11 protein-coding genes are annotated in these 12,452 nt (G+C 69.2%); 7 read left to right on the forward strand and 4 right to left on the reverse strand.

Features of this window, described 5'->3' with window-relative positions:
- Window positions 1–29: 29 nt before the first annotated feature.
- The 3 genes from NWFMUON74_RS11950 to NWFMUON74_RS11960 all read left to right on the forward strand — a co-directional run bounded on the left by NWFMUON74_RS11950 (window position 30) and on the right by NWFMUON74_RS11960 (window position 2,941).
- Entirely contained in the window at window positions 30–1,016 is a 987-nt protein-coding gene (locus tag NWFMUON74_RS11950; RefSeq protein ID WP_342212909.1) for an NADP-dependent oxidoreductase, read from the forward strand.
- A gap of 34 nt (window positions 1,017–1,050) precedes the next feature.
- Window positions 1,051–2,484 (forward strand): FAD-binding oxidoreductase, encoded by a 1,434-nt coding sequence (locus NWFMUON74_RS11955; protein WP_187687878.1) that lies wholly within the window; start codon window positions 1,051–1,053, stop codon window positions 2,482–2,484.
- A gap of 259 nt (window positions 2,485–2,743) precedes the next feature.
- Window positions 2,744–2,941 carry a hypothetical protein gene (locus NWFMUON74_RS11960; RefSeq protein WP_187687879.1) on the forward strand — a complete coding sequence of 66 codons (198 nt, stop codon included), beginning with the start codon at window positions 2,744–2,746 and terminating at the stop codon, window positions 2,939–2,941.
- 102 nt (window positions 2,942–3,043) lie between these two features.
- On the opposite strand, the gene NWFMUON74_RS11965 is transcribed toward NWFMUON74_RS11960, so the two are convergent.
- Window positions 3,044–3,817, reverse strand: coding sequence for an SDR family oxidoreductase (locus NWFMUON74_RS11965; RefSeq protein ID WP_187687880.1), 774 nt, complete (start codon window positions 3,815–3,817; stop codon window positions 3,044–3,046).
- Between the two features lie 241 nt (window positions 3,818–4,058).
- Here NWFMUON74_RS11965 and NWFMUON74_RS11970 point away from each other — a divergent pair, with 241 nt between their 5' ends.
- Window positions 4,059–4,652, forward strand: a complete 594-nt coding sequence (locus NWFMUON74_RS11970) for a TetR/AcrR family transcriptional regulator (RefSeq protein ID WP_187687881.1) — start codon at window positions 4,059–4,061, stop codon at window positions 4,650–4,652.
- A gap of 38 nt (window positions 4,653–4,690) precedes the next feature.
- Here NWFMUON74_RS11970 and NWFMUON74_RS11975 read toward each other — a convergent pair whose 3' ends face one another.
- Window positions 4,691–5,488: an enoyl-CoA hydratase/isomerase family protein gene (locus tag NWFMUON74_RS11975; RefSeq protein ID WP_187687882.1), complete on the reverse strand. Its 798-nt coding sequence runs from the start codon at window positions 5,486–5,488 to the stop codon at window positions 4,691–4,693.
- A gap of 204 nt (window positions 5,489–5,692) precedes the next feature.
- Between NWFMUON74_RS11975 and NWFMUON74_RS11980 the strand changes: the two genes are divergently transcribed.
- Window positions 5,693–6,457: an SDR family NAD(P)-dependent oxidoreductase gene (locus tag NWFMUON74_RS11980; protein ID WP_187687883.1), complete on the forward strand. Its 765-nt coding sequence runs from the start codon at window positions 5,693–5,695 to the stop codon at window positions 6,455–6,457.
- A gap of 12 nt (window positions 6,458–6,469) precedes the next feature.
- Here the strand turns inward: NWFMUON74_RS11980 and NWFMUON74_RS11985 are convergent, their stop codons facing one another.
- On the reverse strand, window positions 6,470–7,279 hold the full coding sequence (locus tag NWFMUON74_RS11985) for an LLM class flavin-dependent oxidoreductase (protein ID WP_187687884.1): 810 nt from the start codon (window positions 7,277–7,279) through the stop codon (window positions 6,470–6,472).
- A 165-nt stretch (window positions 7,280–7,444) separates the two neighbouring features.
- On the opposite strand from NWFMUON74_RS11985, the gene NWFMUON74_RS11990 reads away from it, so the two are divergent.
- Both NWFMUON74_RS11990 and NWFMUON74_RS11995 read left to right on the forward strand, forming a co-directional pair.
- The gene (locus tag NWFMUON74_RS11990; protein WP_187687885.1) at window positions 7,445–9,286 is read left to right on the forward strand and encodes an ABC transporter ATP-binding protein; all 1,842 of its coding nucleotides are present in this window, start codon (window positions 7,445–7,447) and stop codon (window positions 9,284–9,286) included.
- Window positions 9,283–11,028, forward strand: coding sequence for an ABC transporter ATP-binding protein (locus NWFMUON74_RS11995; RefSeq protein ID WP_187687886.1), 1,746 nt, complete (start codon window positions 9,283–9,285; stop codon window positions 11,026–11,028). The genes NWFMUON74_RS11990 and NWFMUON74_RS11995 overlap by 4 nt, the downstream gene beginning before the upstream one ends.
- 102 nt (window positions 11,029–11,130) lie before the next feature.
- Here NWFMUON74_RS11995 and NWFMUON74_RS12000 read toward each other — a convergent pair whose 3' ends face one another.
- Entirely contained in the window at window positions 11,131–12,441 is a 1,311-nt protein-coding gene (locus tag NWFMUON74_RS12000) for a salicylate synthase (protein WP_187687887.1), read from the reverse strand.
- Window positions 12,442–12,452 lie beyond the last annotated feature (11 nt).

A 12,452-nucleotide genomic window follows, 5' to 3' on the forward strand; every position in this document is an offset into this window, starting at 1 on the left:
TTATCAGGTCACTTGACTATAATAGTCAGGTGACCTTATCTTCTTGTCATCCCGGGTTCGACACAGCGGCGATCGGAGACGCGATGAAAGCGATGCGCTACCACACCTACGGCGACAGCGACGTGCTCGTCCACGAGGAGGCGAAGCGGCCGGCGGCCGGGCCCGGGCAGGTACTGCTCCGCGTGGCCGGAACCTCGTTCAACATGCTGGATGTTGCACTGCGCGCGGGCATTCTGCGTGCGACCGTTCCGTTGACCTTTCCGCATGTGCCCAACTGCGACGTGGCAGGCGTCGTCGTCGAGGTAGGGGACGGCGTCGCCGGGTGGCATGCCGGAGATCCGGTGATCGCGCTCCTGCCGCCCGACGCACCGGGCGCGGCCGCGGACTATGTCGTCGCCCCCGCGGAGGCGCTGGCCGCCGCACCCGGCGCGGTGGATCTCGCCGATGCCTCGGCGTTGCCACTCGCCGGACTCACCGCGTGGCAGGCGCTGTTCGAGTACGCCGAACTACGTTCCGGCCACCGCCTTCTGATCAACGGCGCGGGCGGCGGCGTCGGTGGATACGCCGTTCAGCTCGCGGTCCGGGCCGGTGCCGTCGTGACCGCCACGGCGAGCGCGCGCAGCCGCGACCGTGTCACGGCATACGGCGCCACCCGGATCATCGACTACGCCACCACGCCGATCCGGCGAGCGGTCGGGGACCAGCGGTTCGACACGGTCCTGCAGCTCGTGCGTGATACCCCCGAACAGACCGCGCTGCTGGCGGACCTGGTCGCCGACGGCGGAACCTTCGTCAGCACAGCCACTCCCGGGCCGGGCGATCCGGGACGCGATGTGCGGGTCCGTCAGGTGCTCGTGCGCAGTGACGCCGCCCAGCTCGCCGAACTCGCCGCCCGGGTCGATGCCGGACAGATACGGATCGACGTGGCTCGCAGGCGGCCGCTGCGGGAGCTGGCCACCGTCCACGACGAGGCCGTCGCCGGCCGCCTCGCCGGTAAGACCGTCCTGATCCCTTGATGTACTGCTGCGCCGCGACAACTCGAGGAGTGCGATGACCGAATCCGAACCTATTGCCACACAGGCGAATCGATCGCGCGAGGTGGCCCGAAGAACCCTGCTCGCCGCGGGCAGCGCGGCCGTGGTCGCGGCCTGCGCGAACCTCGGCGCCCGCGCGCCGGCTTCCGGGAACGGGAACCTCCGCGCGGCAGTCCGCGGGCGGGTGTCGCTACCGGGCGACGCGGAATTCGACCGCGCCCGCGCACCGTGGAATCTGGCCGTCGAGCAACCGGTCGACGCCGTGGTCGAACTCGCTGATGCCGCCGACGCCGCCGCCTTGGTGCGATATGCCCGCGGCACCGGCCGCAGGCTGGCGATCCAGCCCAACGGCCACGGCGCCTCCGGAGACACCGCCGGCGCGATCCTGGTGCGCACCAATCGTCTCGACGAAATCCGCGTCGACCCGGCCCGCCGGAGCGCGCGCGTCGGCGCCGGTGTGGCGTGGGGCCGACTCCAGGAGGTCGCCGGTACGCACGGGCTGACCGGGATGGTCGGCAGTTCCCCGGCGGTCGGGGTCACCGGGTACGTGCTCGGCGGTGGGCTGAGCTGGTTCTCGCGCGAATACGGTTGGGCCGCCGACAGTGTCACGGCTTTCGAGGTGGTCGACGCCGAGGGCCGTGCGCAGCGGGTGACGCCTGGTCACGAGCCGGACCTGTATTGGGCCTTGCGCGGCGGAGGCGGTGATTACGCTCTGGTCACCGCGGTCGAACTCGACCTGCGCCCCGCCCCGGCGCTCTATGGGGGCGGACTGCGCTGGCCCGCCGAGCGCGCGCCGCAGGTGCTGGCCGCGTTCCGAGAGATCACCGCGACGGCGCCGCCGGAGCTCACAGTGTGGTGCAGCCTCACGCAGATCCCGTCCCGCCCGGCCCAAGTCGGCATCGACCTGCTGTATCTCGGCGATGCCGACCGGGCCCGCGCCCTACTGGTACCACTCGAACGCGTCACCGGCCTGGCTTCCGACACCCGCAGGGCCTTGACGCTCGTCGACCTCGGCACCCTCAGCGCCGAGCCGACCGGGCCCACCGCTGCCCGGTCACGCACCGAACTGCTGACCCACCTCGAACCGGCCGTACTCGACGGCCTCTCGACGGCACCGATCGCGCCGCTGATCACCATCCAGATCCGCCACCTCGGCGGCGCCCTCGCACAGGCGACGACCACTGCGGCGGGGACGTTGACCGAGCCCTATCAGATCACCTTCGTCGCACCGCGGCCCACGCCACAGACCGCGGCGAGCATCGAATCGAGCATCCGCGCACATCTCGACCTGCTAGGCGAAACCCGCAGCAACAGAACACCGTTCACCTTCTTGGCACCGGGACAGACAGCCGCGGACGCCATCGCGTCCGACACACTGTCGCGGCTGCGCACCATCAAACTGCGCCTGGACCCGGAGGGCACCTTCCGCAGCAACTATCCCGTCGGCTGACCGCGCACGCCCCGGCATGTGATGGTGCGGCAGCCGCGGTGGCCGTTTCCGCTTGCTGCGCTGTAGCTTGGCAATGCGTTACATGGTTACGCCCGAACGAGGTGGATGAGTCGTCATGGTGTCACGAGGTTCGCTGGTGGCGTGGTTCCTGCTACCGGCGGGCATACTCGGCGTCCTTACCATGCTTCTGCTCGACCTCGACTCGACACGGGAATTTCGGACGCGATGTCGATCGCGGGGAGTCTCACACGATGTCCTCTTGGTGCATCCTTACGGCCTGTGGCTAGCGGTGACCACCGCCGTATTCCTTGTGCTGTCCATCGCCAGCGCCATCGGCTTGTCGTGGGTCGCGTGTAAGCGGGGCAAGCGTTTACGAGCCGCCGTGGTGCTGGTGGCTGTGGCGGTACTGTGCGCCGATATCCTGGGCCTGGTCATAACCTCGAACATCATCGCCTAACTACCCGGGTCCGGACATGTCCGCGCCGAATGGATTGCATTGTGCTCAGCTGCGCTGACGCGGATCTCCACCAATCACACGAGCCGAGCCGGTGGCGGCTCGTCACCAGGCTTGGTTTCGGGGGCCGAGGTAGAGTCCGCCGTTGACTTCGATCGTCTGGCCGGTGATCCAACGGCCGTCGTCGGAGGCCAGGAAGGCGACGGCGTCGGCGATGTCCGCACCGGAGCCGACCCGGTCGAGGGCGGTTATCGAGGCGATTCCCGGTGCGGCGGAGTCGCTTTCGTGCAACCACGCGTTCATCTCGGTATCGGTGACGCCGGGGGAGATGGTGTTGACCGTGATTCCGCGGGCGCCGAGGGTGTTGGCGGCGGAACGGGTCAGCGCGTTGAGGGCGCCTTTGGTCATCGCGTAGACGGTTTGCGGCACGGCGAACCAGGTGACGCCGGAGGAGATATTGACGACCCGGCCCCCGTCGGGCAGCAACGGCAGGGCTCGCTGCAGGATGAAGAACGGCGCGCGTGCGTTGACGGCGAAGAGCCGCTCGAATTGCTCCGATGTCGCCTCGGCGAGGGTGGCTTCATAGGTCATGATCGCCGCGTTGTTCACCACGATGTCGAGCGGGTCACCGCGCAGGTGCTCGGTCAGCGAATCGAACAGGAGGTCGATACCGCGATCGGTCCCGAGCTCGGCACTGAGTGGGAAGGCCGCGCCGCCGGCCGCTCGGATCGCCTCCACCGTCTCCGCGACCGCGCTCTCGTTGCTGGCGTAATGAACGGCGACGCGGGCACCGTCGGCGGCCAACCGCTGGGCGATCGCCCGCCCGATGCCGCGGGAAGCCCCCGTGACCAGCGCGAATTTGCCTGTGAGATCGGACATCTCGAACTCCTCCATGGTAAGGGAACGATCCCTAACAACTTGCCGTCCGGTGGGGCTATTCCCTTGCGCCGGCGGAATCGCTGATCGGTATCGGTATCGGCTGACGAGGCCGGGGCTGTGGCCGGGGAGGACGCGTTGTGCGGCCCTGCCATGCTGTGGGCATGTCGTTGCGATGCGCCCTGCTCGGGCTTCTCGAGGACGGTCCAGAGCTGGACCCATTCCTAGGCGAGCGTGGTTTCGCATGACAGCGGACGCACCGACGCCGAGACGAACCGCTGCGGACACTCGCGAGCATGTGCTGCACATCGCTGGAGACCTGTTCTACAAAGAGGGCGTCCGCGCTACCGGAGTCGACCGCGTCGCGGCCGCGGCCGCGATCGCGCCGACCACGCTGTACCGGTTGTTCGCGTCCAAAGACGATCTCGTGGCCGCCTACGTCGAGCGGGCGGATCGCCACTACCGTGCCTGGTTCGAGGCGGCCGTGGCTACCGGACGCGATGCGCGCGAGAGCATTCTCGCCGTATTCGACGCGCTGGCGGAGCAGGTCGCTGCCCCGGACTGCCGCGGATGCCCGTTCCTGATCGTGCTCGGCGAATTCCCTGACGACCACGTGCCCGCTCATCGACGCGCGGTCACGATGAAGCGGTGGGTCCGGGCGCAATTCGGCGCTCTGGTCGACGCTCTCGCCGAGACCTCGCCCGTGGCGGACCGGCTCGGCTTGGCCGACGACCTGTTCTTGATCATGGAAGGCGTGTACGCCACCGTGCAGTCCCTCGGCCCGCACGGTCCGGCGCGACGGGCCCGCGCGCTGGTCGACAACCTGCTGCCGAACTGACGGCCTCGCAAAGGCATTCGGTGCGGTGACGGGAACGATCAGTTTCCGAAGTCGTATTCGTAGGGGCCGCGGGTTTGCAGGCCCGCGGCAAGCGCGTCGCGGATGACGGCGCTCGTTTCCGGCGACCGGAGCAAGTTTCTGAATGCCGCCACATCCAGCTCGAAGTCCGCTATCGGCGACAGGTACCGGCGGTCTACGGCGGCCTTCGCGTGTTCCAGTGCGACACTGTCGAATTCGGCGATCCTCGCCGCCAGCGTATCGACGTATTCGTCGAGATCCCGGTCCGGGATCGCCCGGTTGATCACGCCGTACCGTTCGGCGGTAGCGGCGTCGATATTGTGTCCGCCGAGGATCAGTTCCAGCGCCCGAGCCCGCCCGATCAGGGCCGGGAGCAACTGGGCCGCGCCGCCACCCGGGAACAAGCGGAGGGTGACCTCGGGCTGCCCGATGATCAGCGACTCGGCGGCGCCGAAGCGCATGTCGCACAGGAGGGCCAGTTCGTTGCCGCCGCCGCGGGCCCGGCCGCGCATCTTGGCGATACTGACCAAACGAGGGGACCGCAGGGCCCGCATGATCGTCGCCAGTGCCGGACCGACCCGGCCGGCTTGTTCCGGTGTGAGGGAAACATCGAAGTGCGCCGAAAAGAACTCCGGATCGGCGGATTCCAGCACCACGACGTGGATCTCCGGATCGGATTCGAACCTTTCCAGCGCGACGGCCAATTCGCCGTAGACCCGGTCGTCGAGCAGGTTCAGCGGCGGGTTGTCGATCCGTAGCGTCGCCCAATGGCGAGGATGCTCCGTCACCGTGACGGTGCTGGTCTTTCGAGTTGTCATCGAAAGCTTCCTTCTGTCCGCGATCCCGACTCGCCGAGGCCGGCAAAGGTGGCGTCCGCTCGGCTCGTTCTTCGTTTGGAAGCTACTATCTATTGGTCGTAATAGTCAATCAAGAAGTCGTAATTTACGATCAAGCCTCGTAGGGTTAGCGACGTCGTGGGAACGAACTCACGGGCGGCAACTCGCTCGAGTGGAAGGAAAACGGTGTCGGACAAGACATTCGCGGACAAGCACATCCTGGTCACCGGAGGTGGCAGCGGAATCGGCCGCGCTGCGGCGCTGGCGTTCGCCGAACAGGGCGCGGCGAGCGTCACGGTCACCGGTCGGCGGCGCGAACCGCTCGAAGAGGTCGCCGCATCGCATCAGGTCGTCGTGCCGGTGGTCGCCGATGTGACGGCCGAGGCGGGAGCGGCGGCCGTGGCCGAGTCGATCACGGAGCGCGGCGGAGTGCTCGATGTGATCGTGCACAATGCCGGGGTGTTCCGGCGCACGCCCCTGGCCGACCTTGATCTCACGGCCGTGCGGGAACTGTTGCGGGTCAACGTGTTCGGCCCGGTGCTGCTCACCGCGAAGCTGTTGCCGTCGCTGCGATCGCCGGGCGGCGCCGTCGTCGTGGTGTCCAGCATCAACGGGCGAGTCGCCGCGGCGGGAACATCGGTGTACAGCGCTACGAAGGCGGCCGCGGACAGCCTGATCGCGAACTGGGCGATCGAGTTGGCGCCCAAGGGGATTCGCGCCAACGGCGTAGCGCCCGGAACAGTGCCGACACGAATCCTCGCCGCGGGCGGCGTGACCGAGAACGACGCGGACGAATGGCGGGACGACTATGCCCGGACCGCGCCCGCCGGTCGGATCGGTCGAGTCGAGGATGTCGTTCCGTGGATCACCCGCCTCGCCGAGCCCGCGTCGTCGTGGGTGACCGGCGAGGTGATCGTCGTCGACGGCGGCAAGACGCTGGTCGGATTCTGAAGACCCGCGGTATCAGGTGAGGGTGGGTGGGCCCGCCGCGATGCGGGTGCGGAGTTGCTCGGGGGTGACGGTGGAGCCGTCGCTGAACCACCAGGTCGCGCCGGCGGCGGCGTACTGGCTCGCGCGCTCGGCGGACGGTTCGGTGCTGGGGGACCAGATGGCGATGTCACCGTCCGCGCGACCGCCCGCCGCCACGAAGTCCGCTCGGATTCGGACCAGTTCCTCCGGGGTCGGCAGCCGGAAGTCGTTGTGCGGGTCGCGGATCTGCGGGAACAACCCGTCCGCGTCCCGGGCGGCGCGGACCGGCGTTCGCCGGGGCCAGAACCCGCTGGTCCACACCGGCACCTCGATCGGCGCGAAGCGGGCGCCCGATACGCGGTAGTGCTCGCCGGCGTGCTCGATCTCCCCGCCCGCCAGGATGCGCCGGAGCAATTCGGCGGCCTCGTCGAGCCGCGAGCCCAGCCGGGCGGCGGACTCGCCGAAATTCGTGTAGTCGGTGGCCACTCCCGCGCCCAGGCCGAGAATCAGCCTGCCGCCGGACAAACGCTGCAACGTGGCGGCCTCGAGCGCCAGTTTCCACGGTCGCCGCCGCGGCACCGGGACGACCATCGGTCCCAGCGCGATGGACGTGGTCGCCTGCGCGATCGCCGACAGCGTGACCCAGGGATCCACCACCGGTGGCGGCGCGTCGTCCAAGGGACCGATCAGGTCGTATACGAAGAACCCGTCCCAGTCGGCATTTTCGGCCGCGACGGCGAGATCGCGCAGCACCCGCGGGTCGCCGTAGGGGCCGTACGAGGGAACGTAGACACCGAATCGCATAGCGCGTGCAACCCGCGGCGGACGGCCGCCTATTCCTGACCCGAGCCCACGCCGCCGCGCATGTCGATCGGCGGCCGGGTTGTGTTACTGTTCGCCTATTCGACAATGACAATCGTTTTCGCTGGATGGTTGCTGTCGATGACATGACGGACAGGAGCCGGGATTATGGGTGGTGCCGGGGCGGCGCTCCAGGTGGACGAGGCGGGACAGGAAGTCGTGGCGGAGGGTGCGGCGAAGCCCGGTAGCGCCCTGTATCGAGTGACCGAGCCGGTGCGCGGGCGGCTGGCGGCGGCGCTGGCGACAGCCGCGCTGGGGGCGGTCGCCGGGGTCGTCGGGTTCGTGGGCATCGCGCTGGCGCTGCGGGAGCTGTTCGCCGCCGACGTCGACACCGCGCGGGTGGTGGCGCTGCTGGTGCTCGCGGCGGTCGGGTTCCTCGTCCGATTCGCCTTGCGGGCGTGGTCTTTCCTGCTCTCGCACCTCGCCTCCTTCGATCTCGAGCAGCGCCTGCGGACCGACCTCGCCGCGCATCTGGGCCGGGTTCCGCTGGGGGAGGCGCAGCGCCTGGGATCGGGGGCGGTGAAGAAGGTCGTGCAGGACGATGTCCGCGGCCTGCACATGGCGGTGGCCGATGCCGTACCGCTGGCCGGCTTCACGGTGGCCCAGCCGGTCGCGGCGCTGCTGGCACTGGGTTTCGTGGATTGGCGGCTGCTGCTGGCGGTCCTGTTGTTCCTGCCCGTGGTGTTCGTCGGCATGCAGCTGACGCTGCGGGACTACGCCGAGACCAGGCGGCGCTACGACGAGGCCAACGAGGCCATCAACGCGGCCGTGGTCGAATTCGTGCAGGGCATGCCGGTGGTGCGGACCTTCGACGACGGCACGGTGTCGTTCCGGCGCTTCGTCGACCGGGTCCGGGACTTCAACGTGGCGACCACCGCCTGGCAGAACAACAATCGCAGCGCGATGATCTTCGCCAACCTCACCGTGGCGCCACTACCCACGATTCTGATCGTGCTCGCGGTGGGCGGCTGGCTGACCGCGGCCGGGTCGATGTCTCCGGCGCAGCTGCTGGCGGCGATCTTGATCGGGACGCTGCCGGTGGAATCGGTGGTGCCGCTGATGAATCTGTCCAATCTGGTCAATCAATCCAAGGCCGGGGCCGCGCGCATCGTCGAACTTCTCGACATCGCGCCCCTGCCGGAGCCCGACCGGCCGCAGACCCCGGCCGACGGGTCGATCGAGTTCCGTTCCGTCCGTTTCGGTTACGCGGGTACCGACCGGGTCGCGCTGGACGGCGTGGATCTGACAATTCCGAGCGGTACCGTCTGCGCGCTGGTCGGCCCGTCGGGCTCGGGCAAATCGACTGTCGCGCGGCTGATTCCGCGGTTCTGGGATGTGGACGAGGGACAGGTGCTCGTCGGTGGCGTGGACGTCCGCCGCATCGCCTCGGCGGACCTGCTCCGCCACGTGGCGCTGGTCTTCCAGGATCCGTTCCTGCTGTCGGACACCATCGCGGAGAACATCCGACTCGCCCGCCCGTCGGCGACCGACGCCGAGGTAGAGGCCGCGGCGCGGGCCGCCCAGGCCCACGACTTCATCGTCTCGGAACTGCCGCAGGGCTACGCCACGCCGGTGGGTGAACGCGGCGCCCGGTTGTCCGGCGGGCAGCGGCAGCGGATCACCATCGCCCGCGCGCTGCTCGCCGACGCACCGATCGTAATTCTCGACGAGGCAACCTCTTTCGCCGATCCGGAGAACGAGGCGGCCATTCAGGACGCGATCGCCGCGCTGACCCGGGGCCGCACGGTGCTCGTGGTCGCGCACCGCCTGTCCACGATCGTCGACGCCGACCAGATCGTGGTCCTCGAATCCGGCCGGGTGTCCGAATCCGGCACCCACACCGAACTGCTCGCGTCCGGCGGCCGCTACGCCCGGCTCTGGGAGCATCACCAGCGCGCCCGCGGATGGGGTCTCGGCAGCGGCAAGAACAAGGAGGCCACGAACCGATGAGAAGAATCCTGCGGCTGATGCTGCTCGCCGCCGGGGATTATCGGGACGAATTCCGCCGCACCCTGTGGTGGGCGTTTCTCGGTTCGGTCACCCAGGCCGCGGCCTACGCCACACTGATCCCGCTGCTGTACGAGCTGAGCCGGCCGGAGGTGAACGCCACCGCCGCGTGGAGCTGGTTCGGTGTCCTGGTGGCCTGCTACGTGGTTCAAGCCGTATTCCATTACGGCCAACTGCGATTCGAGTTCGGCCGCTGGGCCGATGTGCTCGCCGGCGCGCGGCTGCGGCTGGGGGAGAAATTGCGGACCATGCCGCAGGCCGAACTCGAGCGCCGGGCCGCGGGCGACCTCACCACGGTGATCGGCGGCAATGTCGCCAACGCGACGATGAGTTCGTCCTCGATGGCACTGTTGTTCATTCAGATGGTGACGGTCCCGGCGGTCATCGGCGTGGTCATCGTCTGCGTCGACTGGCGCCTGGGAGCCGTTCTCGCCGTGTCGATTCCGTTCGCGGTGCTGTTCGTCCGGCGGATCCAGCAGATCTCGGGCGCGGGCTCGCGCCGGCTCGACGCCGCCGACGCCGCGGCCGCGAGCCGGGTGGTCGAATACGTGCAGGGTCTGCCGGTGCTGCGCGCGACCGGACAGGTCGGCAGCTCGTCGCAGCGGCTGGTCGAGACCCTCGAGGAGCAGAACGAGGCCATGTCCGCAATGCAGAAGCGGCTGACCTGGCCGGGGCTGCTGGCATCCAGCGTCGTGCAGTTGTGCCTGGTGGGGATGGTGGCGCTCGGTGCGGCCCTGGTGCTCGATGTGCGGATGTCCGCGGCGTTGCTGATCGCCGTGGTGGCCGCGGCGGTGCGATTCGCCGAGCCGATGTCGACCATGTCCAATCTGTCGGCGATCTTCGAGATCACGGACGCGGCGCTGGAACGTGTCGGTGAGGTGCTGGACACCCCGGCGCTTCCGGTCGGCGACCCGGCGGCCCGGATCACCGGCTACGACATCGAGTTCGACGACGTGCACTTCGGTTACGCCGGCGGGTCCGCGGTCCTGCGCGGGGTGTCGTTCACCGCTCCGGCGCGTTCGCTCACGGCGCTGGTGGGTCCGTCGGGATCGGGCAAGACGACGGTGACCAGGATGCTCACCCGCTACGCGGACCCCGACAGTGGCAGCGTCCGCATCGGGGGCCTGGACCTGCGGCAGGTCGACCCCGTGGAGATCTACCGGCATATCGCGGTGGTCTTCCAGGACGTGTACCTGTTCGACGACACCATCCGCGCCAATATCGCGATCGCCGCGCCGGAGGCCACCCAGGCCGAGATCGAGGCCGCGGCCCGTGCCGCCAATGTGCACACCTTCGTCGAACGGCTGCCGCACGGCTACGACACCCGGGTCGGCGAGATCGGCGGGGCGCTGTCCGGTGGTGAGCGCCAGCGCATTTCGATCGCCCGCGCGATCCTGAAGAACGCGCCGATCGTCCTGCTGGACGAACCGACCGCCGCGCTGGACACCGAGAGCGAAGTCTATGTCCAGGACGCCATCGACGCGCTGGTCGCGGAGAAGACGGTGATCGTGATCGCGCACCGCCTCTCCACGGTGGTCGCGGCCGATCAGATCCTCGTCCTGGAGGACGGCCGGGTGAGCGAGCGCGGCACCCACGACGAACTACTGGCACGCGACGGCCGATACAGCGCCATGTGGTCCGCGCAAACCAAGGCACGCCATTGGCGGGTCGCCGCCTCGGCATAGGCCCGAGTCGCCGACCCTCCCGAATCCGACACTCCCACAAGACGACTGCCCCACCACCACAAACCGGTGGTGGGGCAGGTGCGGAATGGTGGGGCGGAGGGGTCAGGTTGTGGGGTGGGCGGGGACGAGGTAGGGCGCGACGCAGGCGAGTTTCTCGCAGGTCTCCTCGTGCTCGCGTTCGGGGGTCGAGCCGGTGACGACACCCGCTCCCGCCCGTAGCCAGCTGCGGCCGTCGCGTTGGTACACGGCGCGCAGAACCAGTGCGGCATCGAGGTTTCCGGTGCTGTCGGCTCGCACGACGGCACCGCTGTAGAGGCCGCGCGTACCGGGTTCGAGGTCGCCGATCGCGGCGCATGCGGCCGCCTTGGGGATGCCGGAGGCGGTGATGGCCGGGTAGACGGCGGCGAGCGCGTCCCAGCAGGTCCGATCGGCGCGCAGCAGCGTCTCCACGCGCGACGCGAGGTGCTGCACGCTGCCGCGCTCCTTGACGGTGAGGAATTCACCGACCCGCGTGGCGCTGCCGATACCGTCGAGTTCGGTGTAGGCCAGCCGCACGGAGGTGGCGTGCTCATAGATCTCCTTCGGATCGCTGAGCAGATCCCGCCGCAGACCTTCGTCGCGCGCGGCGTCGCCGGTGCGGGCGCGCGTACCGGCCAGTGGCTGCGTGGTGACCAGCCCGGTGCCGTCGGCTTCGAGCACGGTTTCCGGACTGACCCCGGCGGCCTGCCAGCCGCCCAGATCCAGCAGGAAGGAGCGGGCCGGGGTGTTCATCCGGCGGATCGCCGCGTAGGTGGCCGGCATGTCCACCGCGAACGGCAGCTCCACCCGGCGCGACATGATCACCTTGTCGAACTCGCCGTCGTGAATCCGGTCCAGCGCGAGTCGCACCCGCCGGAGATAGTCGGAGTCGACCGCGTCCACCGGCACCGCCGTGGGCGTGGGCGTGGACGCCCAAGCGGCGGCATCGGGCAGGTCCAGGTCGAACGGCGCGCCGACACTGTGGGTGACCACGGCGGTTTCGGTGATCTCCAGTTCCACGCCGGGCACCATGAAGTGGGCGAGGACGTCGTCCGGGCCCACGGTGTCCGGGCGGTACAGCTCGAAGCACGCCCAGCCGTAGGCCCGCCAGCGCGGTACCGGCGCCCGGTCCAGCGCCGCCCGGATCCGCTCCCACGGTGTGCCGCTCCAGGATTCGAGGCGGTCACCGCCGAGGGTGCTGTGCACGTGGTCGCGGCGGACGGTCACCGCGCCGATCGGATTTCCGGCCACATACCAGCGTCCCGGCTGTTCGTAGACGACGTAGTCGGTGAGCTGTCCGGAGGCCGCGACGGCGGCCGCCAGGGTCAGCGGGTCGGCGTGGTGCTGCCGCACGGTCCGCGCGTAGCCGGGGCCGAGGGTGGTGGGTGGGTTCATCGCGCTCTCAT

It is taken from the genome of Nocardia wallacei, from assembly GCF_014466955.1.
Classification (GTDB): Bacteria; Actinomycetota; Actinomycetes; order Mycobacteriales; family Mycobacteriaceae; genus Nocardia; species Nocardia wallacei.

Excerpts from the sequence above, each read along its gene's own strand:
- NWFMUON74_RS11975 (WP_187687882.1), bottom strand. The coding sequence starts at position 5,488 with ATGACAACTCGAAAGACCAGCACCGTCACGGTGACGGAGCATCCTCGC.
- NWFMUON74_RS11955 (WP_187687878.1), top strand. The coding sequence starts at position 1,051 with ATGACCGAATCCGAACCTATTGCCACACAGGCGAATCGATCGCGCGAG.
- NWFMUON74_RS11990 (WP_187687885.1), top strand. The coding sequence starts at position 7,445 with ATGGGTGGTGCCGGGGCGGCGCTCCAGGTGGACGAGGCGGGACAGGAA.
- NWFMUON74_RS11970 (WP_187687881.1), top strand. The coding sequence starts at position 4,059 with ATGACAGCGGACGCACCGACGCCGAGACGAACCGCTGCGGACACTCGC.
- NWFMUON74_RS11995 (WP_187687886.1), top strand. The coding sequence starts at position 9,283 with ATGAGAAGAATCCTGCGGCTGATGCTGCTCGCCGCCGGGGATTATCGG.
- NWFMUON74_RS12000 (WP_187687887.1), bottom strand. The coding sequence starts at position 12,441 with ATGAACCCACCCACCACCCTCGGCCCCGGCTACGCGCGGACCGTGCGG.
- NWFMUON74_RS11965 (WP_187687880.1), bottom strand. The coding sequence starts at position 3,817 with ATGTCCGATCTCACAGGCAAATTCGCGCTGGTCACGGGGGCTTCCCGC.
- NWFMUON74_RS11985 (WP_187687884.1), bottom strand. The coding sequence starts at position 7,279 with ATGCGATTCGGTGTCTACGTTCCCTCGTACGGCCCCTACGGCGACCCG.